Annotated in this window: 17 protein-coding genes; 13 read left to right on the top strand and 4 right to left on the bottom strand. The window is 65.9% G+C overall.

All coding sequences use genetic code 11. The features are described from left to right. Nucleotides 1-66: 66 nt before the first annotated feature. Entirely contained in the window at nucleotides 67-738 is a 672-nt protein-coding gene (locus tag HMPREF9710_RS12615) for a hypothetical protein (protein WP_005666872.1), read from the top strand. A 398-nt stretch (nucleotides 739-1,136) separates the two neighbouring features. On the opposite strand, the gene HMPREF9710_RS12620 is transcribed toward HMPREF9710_RS12615, so the two are convergent. Beyond that, the gene (locus HMPREF9710_RS12620; RefSeq protein ID WP_005666874.1) at nucleotides 1,137-1,412 is read right to left on the bottom strand and encodes an MBL fold metallo-hydrolase; all 276 of its coding nucleotides are present in this window, start codon (nucleotides 1,410-1,412) and stop codon (nucleotides 1,137-1,139) included. Between the two features lie 317 nt (nucleotides 1,413-1,729). Here HMPREF9710_RS12620 and HMPREF9710_RS26585 point away from each other — a divergent pair, with 317 nt between their 5' ends. Beyond that, nucleotides 1,730-4,018: a hybrid sensor histidine kinase/response regulator gene (locus HMPREF9710_RS26585; protein WP_005666877.1), complete on the top strand. Its 2,289-nt coding sequence runs from the start codon at nucleotides 1,730-1,732 to the stop codon at nucleotides 4,016-4,018. Nucleotides 4,019-4,057: 39 nt separating this feature from the next. Here the strand turns inward: HMPREF9710_RS26585 and HMPREF9710_RS12630 are convergent, their stop codons facing one another. Both HMPREF9710_RS12630 and HMPREF9710_RS12635 read right to left on the bottom strand, forming a co-directional pair. Then, entirely contained in the window at nucleotides 4,058-4,441 is a 384-nt protein-coding gene (locus HMPREF9710_RS12630; protein WP_005666879.1) for a VOC family protein, read from the bottom strand. 38 nt (nucleotides 4,442-4,479) lie between these two features. Further along, the gene (locus HMPREF9710_RS12635; protein WP_005666880.1) at nucleotides 4,480-6,111 is read right to left on the bottom strand and encodes an ATP-dependent acyl-CoA ligase; all 1,632 of its coding nucleotides are present in this window, start codon (nucleotides 6,109-6,111) and stop codon (nucleotides 4,480-4,482) included. Between the two features lie 188 nt (nucleotides 6,112-6,299). Here HMPREF9710_RS12635 and HMPREF9710_RS12640 point away from each other — a divergent pair, with 188 nt between their 5' ends. Together HMPREF9710_RS12640 and HMPREF9710_RS12645 are read left to right on the top strand one after the other, a co-directional pair. Beyond that, a complete protein-coding gene (locus HMPREF9710_RS12640; RefSeq protein ID WP_005666882.1) occupies nucleotides 6,300-7,115 on the top strand; it encodes a TetR/AcrR family transcriptional regulator in 816 nt (271 codons plus the stop codon). Nucleotides 7,116-7,216: 101 nt separating this feature from the next. Beyond that, the gene (locus HMPREF9710_RS12645; RefSeq protein WP_005666884.1) at nucleotides 7,217-8,800 is read left to right on the top strand and encodes a phytoene desaturase family protein; all 1,584 of its coding nucleotides are present in this window, start codon (nucleotides 7,217-7,219) and stop codon (nucleotides 8,798-8,800) included. On the opposite strand, the gene HMPREF9710_RS12650 is transcribed toward HMPREF9710_RS12645, so the two are convergent. Continuing rightward, nucleotides 8,778-9,488 (bottom strand): TetR/AcrR family transcriptional regulator, encoded by a 711-nt coding sequence (locus HMPREF9710_RS12650; protein WP_005666886.1) that lies wholly within the window; start codon nucleotides 9,486-9,488, stop codon nucleotides 8,778-8,780. The two genes, HMPREF9710_RS12645 and HMPREF9710_RS12650, sit on opposite strands and share 23 nt — an antisense overlap. A gap of 154 nt (nucleotides 9,489-9,642) precedes the next feature. On the opposite strand from HMPREF9710_RS12650, the gene HMPREF9710_RS12655 reads away from it, so the two are divergent. From HMPREF9710_RS12655 to HMPREF9710_RS12695, 9 genes are all read left to right on the top strand, one after another. After that, nucleotides 9,643-10,917, top strand: a complete 1,275-nt coding sequence (locus HMPREF9710_RS12655; protein WP_005666888.1) for a cytochrome P450 — start codon at nucleotides 9,643-9,645, stop codon at nucleotides 10,915-10,917. A gap of 4 nt (nucleotides 10,918-10,921) precedes the next feature. Beyond that, nucleotides 10,922-11,977: a hypothetical protein gene (locus HMPREF9710_RS12660; protein ID WP_005666890.1), complete on the top strand. Its 1,056-nt coding sequence runs from the start codon at nucleotides 10,922-10,924 to the stop codon at nucleotides 11,975-11,977. Beyond that, nucleotides 11,974-12,330: a Cif family virulence factor gene (locus HMPREF9710_RS12665; protein WP_005666891.1), complete on the top strand. Its 357-nt coding sequence runs from the start codon at nucleotides 11,974-11,976 to the stop codon at nucleotides 12,328-12,330. Before HMPREF9710_RS12660 ends, HMPREF9710_RS12665 begins: the two co-directional genes overlap by 4 nt. A 173-nt stretch (nucleotides 12,331-12,503) precedes the next feature. After that, nucleotides 12,504-13,019, top strand: coding sequence for a carboxymuconolactone decarboxylase family protein (locus HMPREF9710_RS12670; RefSeq protein ID WP_005666892.1), 516 nt, complete (start codon nucleotides 12,504-12,506; stop codon nucleotides 13,017-13,019). Then, nucleotides 13,019-15,292 carry a CoA transferase gene (locus tag HMPREF9710_RS12675; RefSeq protein WP_005666895.1) on the top strand — a complete coding sequence of 758 codons (2,274 nt, stop codon included), beginning with the start codon at nucleotides 13,019-13,021 and terminating at the stop codon, nucleotides 15,290-15,292. Before HMPREF9710_RS12670 ends, HMPREF9710_RS12675 begins: the two co-directional genes overlap by 1 nt. Further along, on the top strand, nucleotides 15,289-16,026 hold the full coding sequence (locus tag HMPREF9710_RS12680) for an SDR family NAD(P)-dependent oxidoreductase (protein WP_005666897.1): 738 nt from the start codon (nucleotides 15,289-15,291) through the stop codon (nucleotides 16,024-16,026). The genes HMPREF9710_RS12675 and HMPREF9710_RS12680 overlap by 4 nt, the downstream gene beginning before the upstream one ends. A 21-nt stretch (nucleotides 16,027-16,047) precedes the next feature. Further along, complete coding sequence (locus HMPREF9710_RS12685) at nucleotides 16,048-17,322, top strand: acyl-CoA dehydrogenase family protein (protein WP_005666900.1); 1,275 nt, start codon at nucleotides 16,048-16,050, stop codon at nucleotides 17,320-17,322. Beyond that, nucleotides 17,319-18,380 (top strand): phosphotransferase family protein, encoded by a 1,062-nt coding sequence (locus tag HMPREF9710_RS12690; RefSeq protein ID WP_005666903.1) that lies wholly within the window; start codon nucleotides 17,319-17,321, stop codon nucleotides 18,378-18,380. The genes HMPREF9710_RS12685 and HMPREF9710_RS12690 overlap by 4 nt, the downstream gene beginning before the upstream one ends. Next, nucleotides 18,373-19,551 (top strand): MFS transporter, encoded by a 1,179-nt coding sequence (locus HMPREF9710_RS12695; protein ID WP_005666906.1) that lies wholly within the window; start codon nucleotides 18,373-18,375, stop codon nucleotides 19,549-19,551. Before HMPREF9710_RS12690 ends, HMPREF9710_RS12695 begins: the two co-directional genes overlap by 8 nt. Nucleotides 19,552-19,583: the final 32 nt, after the last annotated feature.

The following is a 19,583-nucleotide window of genomic DNA, read 5'->3' on the forward strand; positions in this document are numbered from 1 at the left end:
ACGTTTACTAGGCAGCACAGGCTGAACGGCGAACGGAATGAAGAAGCAAGTGCAGACGCTGGTCCTATGCTACGCCAGCTGCTAGACCGCATTCCTCCCCACAAGCCTGAGTCGCAACGGGAATTGGCCTTTGTAAACTCGGTTTTTTCCCATTGGAGAGACCGTGGTCGGCTGTCCAGTAAGCAGGTTGATACGATTGAACAAATCGCAACACGGTACGGGATGTTTGTCGCCGCCCATCACTACATTGGGCGCGCCATGGACGAGTGGCGCCAACCTTATCGTGATGCTGAAGCCCGAAGGATCGCCGCAACTTACGCGCGGGACAGAGAGGAAAAAGCTGCTACGCAAGCACGGCAACAGCAAGAGCGAGTTCGGGCTACCGCTGCGGCACATAAGCCGGAGCGAAACCGGGATGCGGCCCTAGCACATAATCGACAGATTAAGGTGGAGCTGGAAAAAATGGAGCGGGACGGCGGGCTCGATCAGCTTGAAAGGCTGATCGATGCGGTATTTCCCGAATCTACGCTGAGTATGCGAACGAAGGTAGCAGCATATGCTGGCGCTGGATCGAAAGAGCTGCGGGTTTGCATTGCGGCGCTGGCATTCGGTAAGCCGCCAGCGCTGGTATGGAAACAATCCGGCCAGATGACTCAGCCAGGCGCCGAGTCTGAACAATGGCAAACATTGCTTATTCATCCAGCGCTAAAGGCCTTCAACCTTCGGCTCAACGAATAGCATTCTATTGCGCAGAGGTGTGGCTGAACAGCGGGAACGATAAGCTGCACTAAGCCACCACATTACTTTCTAAAGCTGTTTAGAAAGCCAAGAATATGATTGAAGTCAGGCCACGTGAGACACGCGAAAGTGCTGGAACACATCAGGGTAGCGGCTGGCCAAGCGATCTTCAAGCACATGCCGTCGCGCATGGATCACACTGGCGTGGGCGCTGCCGTTCCTGGGCAAGGAGGTAGCCCAGCAGCCGCCTTTATTTTTCCTGCCCACGGCGTCGCGAGTTCAGTACCAGCTGATCGTACGCTCCCTTGACGTTCAGCCGCAGCCACTCGCGGTACTCGGCATAAGAAGCATACCGGTCGAGCCTGATCTCGGCCTGCATCTGTTGCAGCGACTGGCCCCTATTGATGCCCTCGGGGACCGCGGCGCGGCAAGTCCTCGAGGTAGGCCAGGAACTCGCGCACGTCGGCTTTTGAGCTGGGTTCCCCATGGCCGGGCGCCACCAGCTTGAAATCGATCGCCAGCGCTTCCCGCAGCAACGCGATCATCCGCCGAACTTCCTGCGGATTTTCCGTCTTCAGCCAGCGGGCCGCATCGGCGTTGATCGGATCCGTCATCAGCGCGCTTTCCTTGCCGAGGATGAAGACCGGGTGGTCGTCTTCTGCTGTGCAAAACATTTGATGCCCGCAGCCAAGGGGCAGGTATCATGGCTGCATTTTGCAAACCGGCAAGAACATGAGGTGCAACGGCGAACAGCGTGATGTGATTACGTGTTTAGATCTGGAGCAAATAATGACGCCGCCGCGGCAATACCGCGGGCGACACGGGATGGCGTGGCAATGAGGGACGGACGATTACTTAGGTACAATGTGCAGTCGTCCATAGCGTACGCTCCTTCCCAAGCCCAGCTCAACCAATGCCTACACAAGCATCAACTTACGCACCACAGGCAAATGGTGCCGACCTTGCTCCCGACCTTCATGGTGGAAAGGGCATGCGTAGACTGGTAGCTGAGCATGACTGGGCATCGACGCCACTCGGCCTGCACGAACAATGGCCGGCCAGTCTGAAAGTACTCCTCACCTTGATGCTCGATTCGACCGAGCCGATGGTCATATGGTGGGGTGAGGATTGCCTTCAGCTCTACAATGACGCCTATGCGACCCGGGTCGACGGCGGCGATGGCCCGATCGCGCTCGGGCAGCCCGCTTCGCAGACCTGGAAGTACGGCTGGGCGTCGGTCAGTCCCTTGGCAAAGCGCGTCCTGGACGGAGGTCCTTCGACCGTCTATTCGGATTTTTTGTACAGCATCGAACGCGATGGCTGGATCGAAGATACCTACTGGACCTATTCATTCACGCCCGTCCGGGACGACGCAGGTGCGGTTGGCGGCGTCCTGCTCCTTTCCGAGGAAACTACCGAGCGCAATCTGAGCACGCGGCGTCAACAGACGCTGGACTTCCTGCGCCAGCAACTGGCGGACGCGCGCACAATCGACGAGCTGAAGGCCGCAGTCGAACAAGCGGCCGCCTTCAATCCACACGACATCCTTGATGCGAGACTGATGTCGATCGAGCCGGCGGCGGAAGAAGCCATGGCGACACCGCTCCAGGTGCGCATCCCGGCGCCCGAAGTCGGGGTCTCGGTCGATCTCGCCATGTGGTTCGCGCTATCGCCGCGGGTTGCACGCAATGCTGCCTACCGCCTTTTTCTCGAACAGTTCACGGTGCTGGTCGCCAGTGCGCGCCATCGCCTGGATACCGAAGCGTTGCGCCGGCTCGTGGAAGCCGAACGTGACCGGCTGCTGCTGGATGCGCCGGTCGGTGCGGCCGTCATGGTCGGGGAAGAGCTGGTCTATCACCTGGTGAATTCGATGTACGCCATGGTGAGCGGCCGGCCGGCCGAGCAGATGGTGGGCAAGGCATTCCTCGACGTGTTTCCCGAGCTGGACGGCTCGCCCGTGCATGTGAAGTTCAAGGAGGTGTATCGCGCCGGACAGCCCTTCGTTTCGCAGCCGACGCTGGTACAAATCCACCGCAACGGAGGCGCGCTCGACGACCGATACTTCACCTACAACCTGTCGCCATTGCGCACGCTTTCAGGCGAGGTCTACGGGCTGATGGTGATCGCAGTGGATATCACTGTCCAGGTCGAGTCGCGTACGCAGGTCGAGAAACTGAATGTGGAATTGCAGGCTGCTGCCCGGGCAAAGGACGAGTTCCTGGCGCTGCTGGGCCATGAACTGCGCAACCCGCTCGCGCCGATCGTCACCGCCCTCAACCTGATGCAGATTCGTCAGGGTGATACGGCGCATGAGCAGGTCGTCATTCGCCGCCAGGTGACCCATCTGACGCGCCTGGTCGACGACTTGCTCGATGTCTCGCGCATCACCCGGGGCAAGGTCGAATTGCGGAAAGAAGTCGTCGATGTCCGCGAGGTGTTGACGGGCGCTGTCGACATGGTGATGCCGCTCATCGTGCAAAAACAGCAGCGCCTGCATGTCGATATCGTCTCGCTGCAATGGTATGGCGACCCGGCACGCCTGGCGCAGATCGTTTCCAATCTTCTCACGAATGCATCGCGTTACAGTCAATCGGCAGCGGAGATATCGCTACAGGCCGGCGTCGAGAACGGGGAACTCAAGATCGAGGTTTCCGACAACGGCACGGGTCTGTCGCCAGACCTGCTGCCGCATATCTTCGAGCCTTTCGTCCAGGGAGAGAGAAGATTGCATGGTTCTGTCGGTGGACTCGGGATCGGCCTGGCCCTGGTCAAGAACCTGTCGGAGCTCCATGGCGGACATGTGGTGGCGCACAGCGAAGGCTCAGGGAAAGGAAGTACTTTCACGGTACGCTTGCCGCTGACAACGGGCCCGGCGCCGACAATGGACGCGGCGCCCCTCCCAGGCATGCGGCTTTCCAAAAAGCCCCAGCGCATTCTTGTCGTGGATGACAATGTCGACGCCGCCGACACCTTGGCCGAAGCGCTCAGGGCTTATGGACATGAGGTGAAAACCGCCTATACGGCGGAGGCAGCACTGCAACTCTTCACCCAGGATTCCCTGGACCTTGCCGTTCTCGACATCGGACTGCCCGACCTCAGTGGACATGAACTCGCCGACTTGATGCGCAAGACCGGACACAATCCTGAAGCACGCTATGTCGCCTTGAGCGGCTTCGGGCAGGAGGTCGACAAGGAGCTCAGCGCCGCAGCGGGATTCGCGGCGCATCTCGTGAAACCCATCGGTTTCGAAGCACTCGGCACATTGTTGGGCGTCTCATAGCGGCCGGTCGAAGCGGCCCTGTCCCAGCTTGCTATCCGACTACCCGGGCTGACGACACGAGGCAGCGATCTTGTGTCCGTCGAGGTCGCGGATATAGGCTGCATAGGCGTTCGGAGCAAATGGACGCGGACCGGGGGCGCCTTCGTCGCTCGCGCCGAGCGCGAGCGCGCGGCGATGGAATTCGTCGATGGCCGCGCGGCTGGGCGCGGCAAGGCCGATGGTCAGCCCGTTGCTTGCCGTAGCAGGCTCTCCGTTGCGCGGATAGCCGACCATGAACTGGGGCGCGCCGAGGCCCCAGCCGGCGATACGGCCGTCGACCTCGAGCAGGCGCGTGTACCCGAGCGGCGCCAGCACCTGATCATAGAAGTGCATGGCACGCTCGAGGTCGTGCGTTCCAAGGGTGAAATGGGTGAGTATGCTCATTGGCGTTCCTGTTCGGTGAGGTGATCGATGCTGTCCGTTCAGCGCTTGCTGACCTTGATGTCGGTCCGTTCCAGATCCCAAGTGGCGGCGGTGCAGCCTTCGTCGCGCAACTGGTATTTCAGGACCCGGCCTTGCGGGTTCTTCGGCATGGAGTCGCGGAATTCGATATAGCGGGGTAGGGCGTAGTAAGGCACCGCATCGACCGCCCAGTGGAACAGGGCTTCCGGCTGGAGGCTGCTGCCCGGCTTCAGGATCGCGGTCACCTTGACGTCATCCTCTCCTTTGTCGGAGGGAACCGCATGGACGGCGACTTCCTCGATCTCGGGATGGGCGGCGAATGCCGACTCCATCTCGAAACTGGAGATGTTTTCGCCGCGCCGGCGCAGGTAATCCTTCTTGCGATCGACGAAGTAGAAGAAGCCGTCCTCGTCGAACTTGCCGATGTCCCCGGTATGGAACCACATGTTGCGCATGACTTTCATGGTGTCGGCCGGACGTCCCCAGTAGCCCATGAACATGATGTCGGGCCGCAGCGGCCGCACCACGATCTCACCAGGCGCATTCGCCGGCAGTTCGCGGTCCAGGTCGTCCACGATGCGCACATCGAAGTCGGGGATGCGCTTGCCGGATGAGCCAGGTGCGGCGTATTCGCCGGCTGCGAGCGAGGTGATGACGCTCGCTTCGGTCAGGCCATAACCGTTGCCGCCGACCTGGCGGGCCCCAAAGCGCTCGCGCCAGATCCGCTTGGTTTCTTCCGTAAACGGATTCCCGCGCACGGTATGGATCTGGCCCACACAGCGCCGCATCGCCTCGCTGTCCGGCGCCTGCGCCAGCAAACCGCCCATTCCGCCTAGGATGGACGCAATGGTCGCGCCGCTGCGCTCCACCTCGGGCCAGAAGTTCGACACCGAGAAGCGCGGCACGATGGCCACGCGGGCGCCGACCAGAATGTTCGCCAGCACCCCGACGCACATCGCATTCATGTGGAACAGGGGCAGGGGCGTGATCGTGACGTCCCTGTCGGTCGCTGGTCCCGCACGCAGCTGCAGTCGCGCCAGGTTGCACATGTAGTTATAGCTGAGCATGCATCCTTTCGACGGGCCCGTCGTCCCCGAGGTATACACGATGCATGCGAGGTCGGATGGCGAGGGCTTGACGGTAATCGGGTCGTCGCAGGCGCCGCGGTATTCGTCGAGCGAGGCGATGCGCACCGTGCAGGGCGGGCGGCTGGACAGGGCGCCGCGATACAGGATCAGGGTGACGTCGGGCAGGCCCTCCGCGACCTGGGCGATGCGCTCCAAATAGTCGGCCTCGCAGATGACGATGTGGGCGCGGGCATCGGCGATCTGGTGGCGCAGGAACTCGCCGCGCAGTGCCGTATTGACCGGCACGCTCACGGCGCACAGCTTGTTGGCGGCGATCCATCCGGTGACGGCATCGATATTATTGTCGAGCATGGTCAGGATGGTGTGGCCCGGCTTCAGGCCCAGTCCGGCCAGCGAATGCGCCAGGCGTGTCGACAGTTGATCAAACTCGCCATAGGTGGTCAATTCGCCGCCGAAGTCGAACAATACCCGCTCCGGATGGGCCGCGACAGCCCGGTCGAGTGCGGCGATGACGGTATCCTGCTGTCCCAGCGACCAGGTCCCGGGATTGCCCATTCCAGCCATTTTGCCTCCTTTGTCAGGACCCGGCGAATGGCCCGCCGGGCTCCCTTGCGTTTGTTTGTCGTATGAATATAAACAGAATCGTAAAAAGTGTCAAAGTATTGCGAGGACTTCCTGCGTGTCGGCTTCTAATGCACCTGTCCTTACGTTACAATCCGGGTTCGAAAAAATGCGCGGAGCGGAGTGAATCGATGACGACTGCCGTCAAACCAAAGAAGCCGACGACCGCAGTAAAGGCGGCAGCGGGCCGGGCGAAGGCCGTGCCGGCGCAAGCCGAAGCGCGCCAGGCCAGGACTGTGAAGGGCGCAGCACCGGCGGCGGTACCAGCCGCAAAATCTGTTCGCGCGCGCGCCAAGCCGGCAGCGGCGCCGGCGCCGGTCGAGAAGGTGAAAAAGCCCGCAGTACGCACCGGCGCCCTGCCGGTCAAGCTGAACAAGCGCTCCGGCGATACGATCGCCAAGATCCTCGCCACGACGGAAGAAATCATCCTGCAATCCGGCGCCGAACGGATCTCGATCCTCGACGTCTGCCAGGAAAGCGGCATCTCTCGCGGCACGTTCTACCGGTATTTCTCGTCCCAGGACGACCTGCTCGACGCATTCTCGCGCCACAAGCGCGACCAGTTCCATGCCCGCCTGATCGAGGCCGTGGGCCCCTACCAGGATCCGGACGAGCGCTTCCAGGCCGTGCTGAACTTTGTCGACGACTACCTGGAGCGCAGCCGCGCGCGGCGCCTGCTGCTGGTCGCGCCGGACTATGCGACCCGCTGGTTCCAGCGCATCTTCCACGATTCGGTCCATCGCTTCCAGGATGTGCTGTCGATCGTGTTCGATGCGTGGGAAGAACGGCGCGGCATCACGCTCGACCGCGAACTGATCTGCGAGCTGATCGTGCGCTTCATCCTGAGCGACGTACTGGTGCCTTCCGGCGCGGACCGCCGCAACCTGATGCGCCGGGTCGAACGCTTCGTCATCATGCTGTTGTCGGGCCGCGTCGCGCGCCGTTGACCGGCCCCGTTTTTTACCTGAGGTAAAACCGTTCTCCGGACCGGGCGCCCGGTCCCATGCTTCAATCCTGCGGATATCAAAACGAACCCCGAGGAGACAGCATGACAGCGGCAAAGAACGAATACGACGTGGCGATCGTCGGCGGTGGACACAACGGGCTGGCCGCCGCCTGCTACCTCGCCGAAGCGGGCAACAGGGTGCTCGTGATCGAAGCTCGCGAGAAGGTGGGCGGCATGGCCTCCAGCGGCTACCTGATTCCCGAAGCCCCGCAGCATCTCATCCATCCATGTGCGCTCGACCTGATGTCGCTGCGCGTACACCCGATGATGCCGCATGAATTGCAACTCGAGCGCTACGGTTTTCGCCAGGTGGAGATGAGCCCGGGCTACGTCTACCTGCACCCCGATGGCAGTTCCCTGGTGTTCGGCCGCAGCGCCGCGCAGACCGCGGCCGAGATCCGGCGCTTTTCCGCACGCGACGCCGATGAGTTCATGTCGCTGATGAAGCTGGTCGATGCGTTCATCGACGTGGCGATCCCGATGATGCGGGTCGACCCGGCCCAGCGCAATCTCGGCGCCAAATGGCAGGCGTTTCGTGCAATGTTCAAGAACCGCGCGCTCAAGCCGGAACTGATGGCGCTGATCGGCAGCCCCGCCTACACCTCGATCATGGAGCGCTTCGAGCATCCGGTGACGCAATCGGCCCTGTGCTGCCTGCTGGGCGCGGCCGGTCCGATCGCTGGCGAGGCCACCGGCATCTATTTCGCGCTGCTTGGTTTTATCCACCGGTTTGGCCTGGGGCGCGCGGTCGGCGGCATGCAGACGCTGTCGAACGCGCTGGCGGCGCGGCTGCGCGAGCTCGGTGGGGAGATCATCCTCGACGCCCCGGTTGCGGAAATCCTGGCACAGGACGGCGTGGCGAGGGGCGTGCGCCTGAAGAGCGGTGCGGTCGTCAAGGCGCGCGCCGTGATTGCCTCCATCCACCCGAAGATGGCGCTGGAAATGGTGACGCCCGGCGCGCTCGACCGCCGCACGCTCACCCGCGTCGCGCTGGCGCCGGCGAACGGCCATGGCGCCTCGCCATTGAAGGTCGATGTCGCGCTCTCGGGGCAGGTCGGCTACAGCCGCCATGAAGCGATGCGGCCGGACGGGCTGAGCCTGCGCAAGAGCGTGCTGCTGATCGGCACCGCCGACGCCGTGCTGGACAACTTCCGCGCCGCCGCGCGCGGCGAGGTGTCGCCGCTGCCCTACATGTGGATCACCGCCCCGAGCGCCGTCGATCCGGGCCAGGCGCCGCCGGGCCAGGACGTGGCCTATCTGTACCCGGTGGCGATGCCGGTCGAGCCGCGCAACGGCTGGGATGCGATCCGAGCCGGGGTGGGGCAACAGGTGATCGACCATGCGAGCCGATACATGGACGGCCTCAAGGAGTACGAGATCGGACGCAGGATCGAAGCGGCGCCGGACCTGGCCGAACGCCTCAACGTGCATCGCGGCTGTGTCGTGCACATCGATACCAGCCCCGCGCGGAGCGCCCTGATGCGGCCGGCTGCAGGGCTGGGGGGAGATACCCTGCCGGTGGCGGGCCTGTTCCTCGGCGGCGCCGGCGTTCATCCGGGGGGCGGCATCAACGGGCTGCCGGGCCGGATCGCCGCGCGCCGCGTCAGCCGTTACCTGGCGCGCTGAGCGGGGCCGCGGCGAGCGCCAGCGGGTGCTGCCCGGTACGTGTGTACTCGAGCGCCGACAGCACAAACTCCACCGAAAAACTGCGCCAGGCATCGGCGTCCGGCGCCCTGGCCACGTCGATGTCGCATAGGGTCGACACCGTATAGCGGTTGACCCAGGCGCCGGTTGTCGCCAGCGCGGCCAGCGCCAGCGCCATGTCTGGATCCACGTCGGCGCGGAAGTCGCCGCTGGCGATGCCGCGCGCGATCGTTTCCTTCATCTTGTCCCGCAGGCGAGGAGCAAGCTCTGTGAAACTGTTGCGCGGCGTGGCGCGGCTTTCATGAAAGCGAACGCCTTCCTGCGCCAGGCTGCCGAGCGCACCGTCATGGTAAGGCTGAACCATCTGCCGCAACAGCGCCCTGAGGGCCTCCCGCGGCGGCAGCTGGGCCAGCTCGAGGCTGACCAGTTCGCTCATCGCCTGTGCGGAGGACTCGTCCAGGACACAGGCGAACAGCTCTTCCTTGCTGCGGAAATAGTGGTAGACCAGCTGCTTGGTCACGCCAGCCGCCTGGGCGATGTCGTCCACCCGGGCATCGGCCAGCCCTTTGCCGGCGAATTCGCGGCGGGCCGCCTCTGCGATGCGCCTGAGCGTGTCGCGCTTGTTCGGCAAGGCCTTCATCGGCGTACAACTGGTCGGCTGCTCGTCCATGGTGTCGTCTTCGAGATATCGGTTCCCCGGCTTGAGGCAGGGCGCTTGACTCGGGGTCAAACGAAGTTGGCGCCGGAAGTCGTCCTGGCGCGACCGGTGCGGGCTACTATGTGAACATCATTCTAAAAAATGTTCAAGTACAAAGGAGACAAGCGTGAGCACAGATATTGCCGATCTCGACCTGGAAAGCGCCTATTCCTCGGTTTCCGCAACCTACAAGGGCAAGGGTGACCTGCATGCCGCCTGCCGCGCAGCGCGCGCCACGTCGCCGATCTTCGTGGGCGACTTCATCCAGCAATTCGGCGTGCCGACCAACGCCGGGATGCAGCAAGGGACGCGCCCGACCTTCGCGCTGTTCCGCCACCAGGACGTCATGGCGGTCCTGCGCGACGCCAGCAGCTATACCAGCGGCTTCATCGCCGAGGGGCTCGGCGCCTTCTTCGACGGCCTGATCGTGCTGGCGATGGACGGCGAGCAGCACCGCAGCGTGCGTGCGCTGCTGCAGCCGGCCTTCATGCCCGAGACGGTCAACAAATGGCGCGACCAGATCGACGCTGTCATCCGCAAGGACTTTCTGGAGCCGTTGGTGCCGCTGAAAAAGGCCGACCTGATGGAGTTCGGCCTCGGCTTCCCGATCCGCGAGATGTATGCGCTGATGGGTTTCCCGACCGATAACACGGAGCAGTACCGCCAGTATGCCGCCTGGGCCCTGGCCATGGTCGGCGGAAACCAGATCGACCCGAGCAAGGCCGCGGAAGCAAAGCGCAATGCCGGCATCGCGGTCAAGCTGCTGTATGAGGCCATCCATGCGGTCGTGGTGCAACGCCGCGCCACGGGCAGTGCGGGGGACGACCTGATCGGGCGCCTGCTGCGTGCCGAGCACGAGGGGCGCATGCTCGACGACCACGAGGTGACTACCTTCGTGCGCTCGCTGCTGCCTGCCTCCGGCGAAACCACGACCCGTACCTTCAGCTCGGTGATGACGCTGCTCTTGAGCACGCCGGGGCTGCTGGAGCGCGTGCGGGCCGACCGCGCCCTGGTGCCGAAACTGATCGACGAGGCGGTGCGCTACGAACCAGTGGCGACCTTCAAGGTCCGCGAGACGGCCAAGGAGGTCGAGTTCCATGGCGTGACGATCCCCAAAGGTTCGTTCATCCAGTGCATGGTGGCCTCGGCCAATCGCGACGAGGAAGTGTTCGAGCATCCCGACGTGTTCGATATCGATCGCCGCGCCAAGCCTTCATTTGGCTTTGGTTTCGGCCCCCACATGTGCATCGGCCAGTTCGTCGCCAAGATGGAGCTCAACTGCGCCGTCAATGCGCTGCTCGACCTGTTCCCCAACCTGCGCCTGGATCCGGACCAGCCGCCGCCTGTGATCGAGGGCGCCCAGCTGCGCGGCGCCGCCCACGTCCACGTCATCTGGGACTGAAACCATGAAGACCTTCAAGACGATTCCACAGCGGGCCGACTTCGACTACCAGTGCCTGGTCGCACCCCAGCAGGTCACGGGGGAGGGCCTGGCCGACCTGCGCGACCATTTCGGCCTCAAGCTGACCAAGCACATGCCTTTCGGCTGCGTCCGCGACCGCGACGGCGAGATCTACGCATTCGTGCGCGCCCTGAATGCGCCCGGCAGCAGCCCGAACCCGACCAAGTTCATCTACCAGTCGACCCGGGTCGGCGACGGCAAGCAACTCCGCATCGACAAGGCGAAGAGCGGCGGGCAGGCACTCACCATGTTTCCGCAGCGATGGCTGGACAATGGGACAGCCGGCTGGTCGAGCCTGGAGGGCGAGCCAGGCAAGCCGTGGCGCCTGACCGCATCCGGCACGCAGTTCAGCTGGAAGGAGGAAGGCCTGTTCGATCTTGCCGGCACCCTGCTCGGGAATGGCATGCAGTGGTACCTGCCGGGCCGCGACTGGGGAACCTTCTACGTGTCGCAGCTGTACGATGTCGCAGGCACATGCGAGGGGCGGCCAGTGAAGGGAATCATCACCCTCGACCAGGCCTGGATGGCCGAAGGCGGGGCGATCCACTTCCAGAAAGACCTCGTGGTCAACAACAAGATGCACGTGATCTGGTGGACCTTCGCCACCGTCTATACTGACGGCAGCTGGGACAGCGGGTCCTTCATGGTCGGGCACGGGAACCTGGGCTATGCCATCTTCCAGAACCACAAAGGGGAGATTCGCTGCACGACCGACATCGAGGGGCAGGTCGTCCACAAGCCGGGATCGTATTTCGTGGACAGCGCGCATATCGTCCTGGACGGTGTCGAGCGCTGGGAGTTCCTACCTGATCCGAAGGGCGAAATGGTCGACTTCGTGGGCGGTTTCCCGATTACTGCCCAGCAGGAAGGGCGCTGGCGCCGCGTCGGCGACACGCGCGAGCCCGATCGCTCCCTGGGCTGGGGCGAAACCGACCGGCGCAACGGCAGCGCGCGAGACGTACCCGGTGACGAGTTGCCGACCGCAGGAGAATCCCCATGAGCATGGACACGGATCCCATTCGCCGCTTCCTCCACACTCAGGCGGCATGCTGGAACGCCGGCGACAAGGCGGGTTTCCTGTCGGCCTACCGCGAGGCCGCTCCGGCCGGATTGACCATCGAGTACGTCGGCCAGCCCGCTTCCGATGGCTGGCCGGTGCTGGACGCGATGTGGGCCAGGCAGAACGCCGCCATCGCGATCGAAGAAGTGGCGCTGATCGTCAACGGAAACGAAGCCGCCTGCCATAACCGGAACCTGGTGAGGGGAACGGAGCGCGCCATCGAAACGATCGAGCTCTATCGCTTCGACAGCGAAGGGCGGCTAGCCGTGCGCTATTTCATCGCCAGGCCCTGAGCCTACCGTAGAAGTCAGTCGACAATTTCCAGAAACCTGTATATATTGAACAGAAATAGCCATTCTGTACAATAATTCGAGCCGCGCCAGATCGTACGAGCGACTGCGGCACAGGAGACATGGATGACCCGGCTACTGCAGTGTGCAGGCTGGCGTGCCGGCGGGAGACGGCCATGACGCGCTTGCCAACCGTTCCGCTCGCCGGCTTCCCGCCATCGCTGGCTGCGGCCGTCGAGCGTGGACGCGCCAGCCGGATGCTCAGCTCGACTGTCCCGGTGCAGGTCTGGGCCCACCGCCCGGAGCTCGCCGAAGCCTGGCTCGCCACGCTCGAGGCAATCCATTCGCGCGGCCTGTTGCCCGGGCGACTGCGCGAACTGGTGCGGCTGAAAATCGCTTCCATCACGACGTGCAAGGCCTGTCAGCTGGCCCGCAAGGACGATGCGGTGAGCGAGGAGGACATCGCCTGCCTGGCATCCGGCGACGCGCGCTTCAGCCCGCCGGAACAGGCTGCCTTGCACTATGCGGAGCTGTTCGCTGCCGATTACATGGCCATCGACGATGCCGTGTTCGACGCGCTCAAGCGCCACTACACCACGCCTGAAATCGTCGAACTGAACATGTTCTGTGCGCTGATGCTGGCAGGCGGGCGCATGACCTACGTGCAGCAGGCCTACGAGCCGGGGGCGTGATGGACAAACCGATCCTCCACCAGATCCGGGTGATCGAATTCGCCAGCGGCATCGCGGGACCGGCGGCCGGATTGCAGCTGTCCGAGGCCGGCGCGGAGGTGATCCGAGTCGAGACGCCCGCCATGTCGGACGATACCGATTCGGTCCTGTTCTCCGTACTTAACCGCGGCAAGCAACGGCTCGCGCTCGACCTGGATACCCCGGCCGGCAAGGCGGCGCTGGCCTCACTGCTCAGGGGCGCCGACGTGCTGCTGCACGACCTCACCCCGGCGCAGGCCGCTGCGCATGGACTGGACGATGGGGCGCTGGCCGCCGTGAACCCGCAGCTGGTTGTGTCGGCGATCGGGGGCTGGCCGCGCAGGCATCCTCTGGCCGAGGCGCCGCCGCGCGAGACCCTGGTGCTGGCGCGGCTGGGATTGCTGGACGAGCAGCCCGGCCACCGTCCGGGCACGGTGTTCGTGCGCATGCCTTTTGCCGGCTGGCTCGCGGCCTGGTTCAGCGCCATCGGCGTGATGGCCCGGCTGGTAGCACGCCGCCGCGACGGCCGCGGCGGCACCGCGCATACCAGCCTGGCACAGGCGGCGCTCGCGCCGATGAGCATGCACTGGTCGCGGGCAGAACGCCCGACGCCGGTGTTCGCCAAGGGATTGTCCAAGGACACGCCGATCCCGCTGCACCGGTGCGCCGATGGCGCATGGGTGCACGTGCATTACTCGCCCGACGAGGCGCCCTGGATGGCGGAAGCGCTGGCCGGCATGGGCCCGGACGCCGTGGCGGCGGAAAACGCCAAGTACCCACCGAGTCACGTGGCGCCCAATTTCGGCGCGAACAAAGCCATCATGGCCACCCGGCCGGCATGCGACTGGGTCCGCCACTTCTGGGAACATGATGTCGCAGCCCAGGTCGCCGCCCCCTTCGGCGCAATCTACGCCAGCGCCCAGGCGCGCGCCAACGGCTACGTGGTCGAGGTCGAAGACCGCGAGCGGGGAAGGGTGCTGCAGCCGGGGCCGGCCTACCTGACCCAGCCGCCACCGCGGGTGCGAGGGCCGCTGGCGGGTCGGGATCCCGCACCGCTTCCCGGAGCGCCGGCCACGTTGGCGGCGCCGGCGCCGGCGCCGCTACAGGCGGCTGGAATACCCATGCCGCCGCTGGCCGGGATGAAGGTGCTCGACCTGGGCGCCTACCTGGCCGGTCCCTTTGCCACCATGCTGCTGGCCGACCTCGGCGCCGAGGTCATCAAGGTCGAACCGCCGGCGGGCGACGCCATGCGGCGGCTGGAACGGATCTTCGCCGGAACCCAGCGCGGCAAGCTCGGCGTCGCGCTCAAGCTCGGCGAGGCCGGGGCACAGGAGGCGCTCGAGAAACTGGTGCGCTGGGCGGATGTCGTGCACCACAACATCCGCCTGCCCGCCGCGCGCAAGCTCGGCATCGACCATGCGGCGCTCAGCCGGATCAACCCGGCCCTGGTGTTCTGCCACATCAGTTCCTATGGACCCGAGGGTGAGCAGAAGGACTGGCCGGGCTTCGACCAGCTGATGCAGGCGGCCTGCGGCTGGGAGGTCGAGTGCGGCGGCCAGGGCAATCCGCCGATGTGGCTGCGCTTCGGCGTGGGCGACTACCTGGCCGCGCTGTCGTCCGTGTTCGCGGTGCTGCTGGCGCATTACCGCCGGCTCGAAACCGGGGAAGGGCAGATGGTGGCCTCGTCCCTGCTCGGCGCCACCCTGCCGACGGTGGCCGAGGCCGTGATGCTGCCCGACGGCGCGATCACGCCGATCGCGCACCTCGACGCGGCCCAGACCGGGCTGTCGCCGGACCACCGGCTGTACGGCTGCAGCGATGGCTGGCTTGCGCTGGCCGCGTTCGACGGGCGCGAACGGGAGGCCCTGGCGCAGCTGGCCGGCGCGACGGTCCGGGAGCGCGAGGCGTGGTTCGCCGCACGGCCGCGGGAACTCGCGCTGGAAGCACTGCGCGGCGCCGGCGTGCCGTCCGAGCCGGTGCTGGAGTCGCAGGGCGAGGCCTTCCTCGACGACCCGGCCTGCGCTGCGGCCGGCCTGCATGCGCGCTACCGCCATGCGGTGTACGGAGAACTTGAACAGGTCGGCGCCTATTGGGACTTCGGCGACCTGCCATTGAAACTGGACCGTCCGCCGCCGGCGCTGGGCGAACACAGCGCCCAGGTCTGGGAGCGGCTCGGGTTCGGACCGGCCCAGGTCGATGCGCTGGAGCGCCAGGGGCTGACCGTCCTGAAGACCCCATCCACAGGAAACCCATGAACGACCTCGATTTTTCCGGAAAGACCGTCCTCGTCGTCGGCGGCTCCAGCGGCATCGGCAACGGCATTGCCCAGGCCTTCCGCGCGCGCGGCGCCGACGTGCACGTATGGGGCACGCGGCCGGGCGCCGGCGACTATGCCGGCGAGCCCGGCTCGGACCTGGAAGGCCTGCATTACGCCCGGGTCGACGTCGCCGACGCGGACGCCGTCGCCACGGTGGCAGTACCGTTCGACCGTCTCGACGTGCTGGTGTGCGCCCAGGGCATCGTGCGCTACCGGCGCGAGGAATTCAAGCTGCCCGCATTCCGCGAGGTCGTCAACGTGAACCTGGTCAGCCTGATGGCCTGCGGCGACCGCTTCCACGACATGCTCGCACGCGCGGGCGGTTCGATGATCATCGTCAGCTCGGCGGCCGCCTTCCACTCGACGGTCGGGACGCCGGCCTATAACGCATCGAAGACAGGCGCGTTCGGCCTGACCCGCACGCTCGGCGAAGCCTGGGCCCGCGACGGCATCCGGGTCAACGGCATCGCACCGGGGCTGGTCGCGACAAAACTGACCCGGGTCACCACGGATCGCCCCGAGCGGCTCGAAGCCTCGCTCAGGAAGATACCGCTGGGCCGCCTCGGCACGCCCGCCGACATGGCAGGTGCGGCGCTGTTCCTCGCTTCGCCGCTTGCGGCCTACGTGCTGGGGCAGACGCTGCTGGTCGACGGCGGCCTGTTGCTTGCATGAGACTGAACACGGGAGACTGAGATGGCATGGGATTTCGAAACCGACGCGGCGTTCCAGGCCGAGCTGGACTGGATGGCGCAATTTGTACGCAACGAGGTGGCGCCGCTCGAGCATGTGCTGGGCAGCCCGTGGAATATCCACGATCCGCGCTTCGAACTGCTGGTGCGCCCGCTGCAGCGGCAGGTGCGCGAGCGCAGCCTGTGGGCCTGCCACCTCGGGCCGGAACTGGGCGGCGCAGGTTTCGGCCAGGTCAAGCTCGGCCTGATGAACGAAATCCTGGGGCGCGCGCTGTTCGCGCCCATCGTCTTCGGCGCCCACGCGCCCGATTCGGGCAATTGCGAAATCCTTGCGGCCTACGGCACGGAGGAGCAAAAGGCGCGCTTCCTGGCGCCGCTGCTGGCCAACGAAGTCGTTTCCTGCTTCGCCATGACCGAGCCGCAGGGCGGCGCCGACCCCAAGGTGTTCACCTCGCGCGCGGTAAGGGATGGCGACGACTGGGTCATCGACGGACAAAAATGGTTTGCATCGAACGCACGCTACGCGGCATTCTTCATCGTCATGGCGGTCACCGATCCGGATGCGCCTGTCTACCAGGGCATGAGCATGTTCGTCGTGCCGGCCGATACGCCGGGAATCGAGATCATCCGCAATGTCGGGGTCGCGGACGACCCGGAAGCCACCCACGCCTACCTGAATTTCGCCGGGGTGCGGGTGGGGGTCGATTGCATGCTGGGCGAACCGGGCGCCGCATTCGCCATTGCGCAGGTGCGGCTGGGAGGCGGCCGGGTGCACCATGCGATGCGCGTGATCGGCCAGGCTCAGGGCGCGCTCGACGCCCTGTGCGAGCGTGCGCTTTCGCGCAGCACGCAGGGCTCGCTCCTGGCGGACAAGCAGATGGTTCAGGAGAAGATCGCGGACGCCTGGATCCAGCTCGAACAGTTCCGGCTGCTGGTCATGCGCACTGCCTGGCGCATCGACAAGTATCACGACTACCAGAAGGTACGCAAGGACATCGCCGCCGTGAAGGCGACCATGCCCAAGGTCCTCCACGACATCGCGTCGAGTGCGCTCCAGGTGCATGGCTCGATCGGCGTCTCGACCGAGATGCCCTTCGTCGGCCTGATCGTGCGTGCCTACCAGATGGGACTCGCGGACGGGCCGACCGAGGTGCACAAGGTGACCGTCGCGCGCCAGCTGTTGCGCGATTACGTAGCCTGTGAAGACCTGTTCCCCGATTACCATCGCCCGACCGCCGCCGCCGCCGCCGCGGAAAAATTCCGGCCGGTGCTGGGATGAGCGGCGCGGCCAACGAGACCAGGCCCGACCTGGATGCGCTGGCGCGCTGGATGGATGCGCAGGGGATCGGGGCAGGGCAGCTGAGGCGCGTCACGGCGCTGACCGGCGGCACGCAGAACGTACTGCTGCGCTTCGAGCGCGGCACCGGACAGGCCTATGTGCTGCGCTGCCCGCGCCAGGGCGCGCCAGCGGAGGTTCAGCGCGGCTTCCTGCGCGAGGCACGGCTGCTGCAGGCGCTGTCCGGCAGCGCGGTGCCGCATCCGGCCCTGGTCGCGTCCTGCGCCGACGCGACCGTTCTGGGGGTGCCGTTCTACCTGATGGCGCCCGTCGACGGCTTCACGGCCACCCCGAATCCCCTGCGCGGGCGCTACGCCGAGCGTGCCGACTGGCGCCGGGAGATGGGCTTGTCGATGGTGGATGGCTTGCTGCGGCTTGCCGAGATCGACCCGTGCCGGGTCGGCCTGGATGATTTCGGCAAGCCCGACGGCTTCCTCGAGCGTCAGGTTCCGCGCTGGCTGCGCCACCTGGACGCGTGCCGGCAGTACGCCGGCTGGCCGGGGCCGGAATCGCTGCCCGGCGTGGCGGAGGTGGCGCAGTGGCTGGGCGAACGGGTGCCGAAGCACTTCACTCCTGGCCTGCTGCATGGTGATTATCACCTCGGCAACGTGATGTTCAGGCACGACCGTCCGGTGCTGGCCGCGATCATCGACTGGGAGCTGGCCACGGTGGGCGATCCGCTGCTCGACCTGGGATGGCTGGTCGCCACCTGGCCCGATGCCGAGGGACGCGGCGCCGGGACGATCCGCGTCACGCCAGCGCAGGGACTGGCATCGAGCGCTGAACTGGTTGAGCGCTACCGCGAAGGCAGCCGGCGCGACCTGTCGGCCTTCGACTGGTACCTCACGCTGGCGCGCTTCAAGCTGGGCATCATGCTCGAAGCCAGTCATGCGCGGTCCTGCGCCGGCCAGGCGGACTATGGAACCGGTGTGCGGCACCATGCTTCGGCGCTACGCCTGCTCGGCCAGGCGCTGTCTTCGATCGAGGGGAGCCATGCGTAGCGAACAAGTCCAGGCAGCGTCCGGGCACGGCGTGCTGGCGGCCATGGTCGCATGCCAGGTCGGCCTGCATGCCTGCGCCCAGGGTGTCCGGCTGGCCGCGCCGCTGGGCGTGCTGGCGCTGGGCCAGTCGGCCTGGTCGGTGGGGCTGGTGATGACGATGTTTGCCGTTTTCCCCGCCTTGCTGGCCTTGCCCGCAGGGCGCCTGGCCGACCGGCGCGGCTACCACCTCCCGGTGCGCATCGCGGCCTGCTGCGCGCTGGCGGGAACGCTGCTGGCGGCCGCATCGCAAAGCTTGTTCACGCTCTGTGCGGCTGCGGCCCTCAGCGGTGCGGGGTCGGGATTCGGGATGATCGCGATCCAGCGCAGCGCCAGCCGGCTCGCGAGCACCGATGCGGCGCGCCTGCAGGTGTTCAGCTGGATCGCGCTGGCGCCCGCAATCGCCGGCCTGGTCGGTCCCATGCTGGCCGGCGTGCTGATCGACAAGGCGGGATTTTCAGCAGCCTTCCTGGCGCTGGCGTCGTTGCCCGCGGCGACGCTGCTGGCCGCGCAGGCGGTTCCCGCCGAAGCCCCGCGCCCCGTCCCGGCGCCTGAGAAGCGTCGGGCCTCCGCCTGGGACCTGCTGCGGCTGGCCCCGTTCCGGCGCCTGCTGCTGGTCAGCTGGCTGATCTCGGTGTGCTGGGACGTCCACGGTTTCGCATTGCCGCTGCTCGGCGTCGAGCGAGGCCTGAGTGCCTCGGCGCTGGGCGCCGTGCTCGCTGCCTACGCGGCGGCCTCGATGCTGGTGCGCCTCCTGTTGCCGCTGCTGGCAGGGCGCTTGGCGAGCGGCACCCTGCTGGCGGGCGCGATGCTGCTCGCCTGCGCGGTATTCGCTGCGTATCCGCTTCTGCACAGCGCCTGGACCATGGCTGCCTGCGCGGCCGTGCTCGGCGTTGCGCTGGGCGTGGTGCAGCCGGCGATCCTCGCGTCGCTGCACGACGTCGCGCCGCCCGGACGCCACGGCGAAGCGCTGGCGCTGCGCTCCATGGCGATCCACGCTTCGATGGCCGCGATGCCGCTGCTGTTCGGCGCCGTCGGGGCGGCCGCCGGCGCCACCGTCCTGTTCTGGCTGATGTCCGCAGCGCTCGGGGCGGGCGGCGTCCAGGCACGGCGCATCCGGCTGGCAGCGCCATGAACGGATCGATGGGAACAACCTACCTGAAGGAG

Origin of the sequence: Massilia timonae CCUG 45783 (genome assembly GCF_000315425.1) — a bacterium.
Classification (GTDB): domain Bacteria; phylum Pseudomonadota; class Gammaproteobacteria; order Burkholderiales; family Burkholderiaceae_D; genus Telluria; species Telluria timonae.

Bases quoted from the DNA above. Each gene is read 5' to 3' on its own strand.
- HMPREF9710_RS12635 (WP_005666880.1), bottom strand. From the start codon at position 6,111: ATGGCTGGAATGGGCAATCCCGGGACCTGGTCGCTGGGACAGCAGGAT.
- HMPREF9710_RS12685 (WP_005666900.1), top strand. From the start codon at position 16,048: ATGGCATGGGATTTCGAAACCGACGCGGCGTTCCAGGCCGAGCTGGAC.
- HMPREF9710_RS26585 (WP_005666877.1), top strand. From the start codon at position 1,730: ATGCGTAGACTGGTAGCTGAGCATGACTGGGCATCGACGCCACTCGGC.
- HMPREF9710_RS12675 (WP_005666895.1), top strand. From the start codon at position 13,019: ATGGACAAACCGATCCTCCACCAGATCCGGGTGATCGAATTCGCCAGC.
- HMPREF9710_RS12620 (WP_005666874.1), bottom strand. From the start codon at position 1,412: ATGTTTTGCACAGCAGAAGACGACCACCCGGTCTTCATCCTCGGCAAG.
- HMPREF9710_RS12665 (WP_005666891.1), top strand. From the start codon at position 11,974: ATGAGCATGGACACGGATCCCATTCGCCGCTTCCTCCACACTCAGGCG.
- HMPREF9710_RS12690 (WP_005666903.1), top strand. From the start codon at position 17,319: ATGAGCGGCGCGGCCAACGAGACCAGGCCCGACCTGGATGCGCTGGCG.
- HMPREF9710_RS12650 (WP_005666886.1), bottom strand. From the start codon at position 9,488: ATGGACGAGCAGCCGACCAGTTGTACGCCGATGAAGGCCTTGCCGAAC.
- HMPREF9710_RS12630 (WP_005666879.1), bottom strand. From the start codon at position 4,441: ATGAGCATACTCACCCATTTCACCCTTGGAACGCACGACCTCGAGCGT.
- HMPREF9710_RS12680 (WP_005666897.1), top strand. From the start codon at position 15,289: ATGAACGACCTCGATTTTTCCGGAAAGACCGTCCTCGTCGTCGGCGGC.
- HMPREF9710_RS12640 (WP_005666882.1), top strand. From the start codon at position 6,300: ATGACGACTGCCGTCAAACCAAAGAAGCCGACGACCGCAGTAAAGGCG.
- HMPREF9710_RS12670 (WP_005666892.1), top strand. From the start codon at position 12,504: ATGACGCGCTTGCCAACCGTTCCGCTCGCCGGCTTCCCGCCATCGCTG.
- HMPREF9710_RS12695 (WP_005666906.1), top strand. From the start codon at position 18,373: ATGCGTAGCGAACAAGTCCAGGCAGCGTCCGGGCACGGCGTGCTGGCG.
- HMPREF9710_RS12645 (WP_005666884.1), top strand. From the start codon at position 7,217: ATGACAGCGGCAAAGAACGAATACGACGTGGCGATCGTCGGCGGTGGA.
- HMPREF9710_RS12660 (WP_005666890.1), top strand. From the start codon at position 10,922: ATGAAGACCTTCAAGACGATTCCACAGCGGGCCGACTTCGACTACCAG.
- HMPREF9710_RS12615 (WP_005666872.1), top strand. From the start codon at position 67: ATGCTACGCCAGCTGCTAGACCGCATTCCTCCCCACAAGCCTGAGTCG.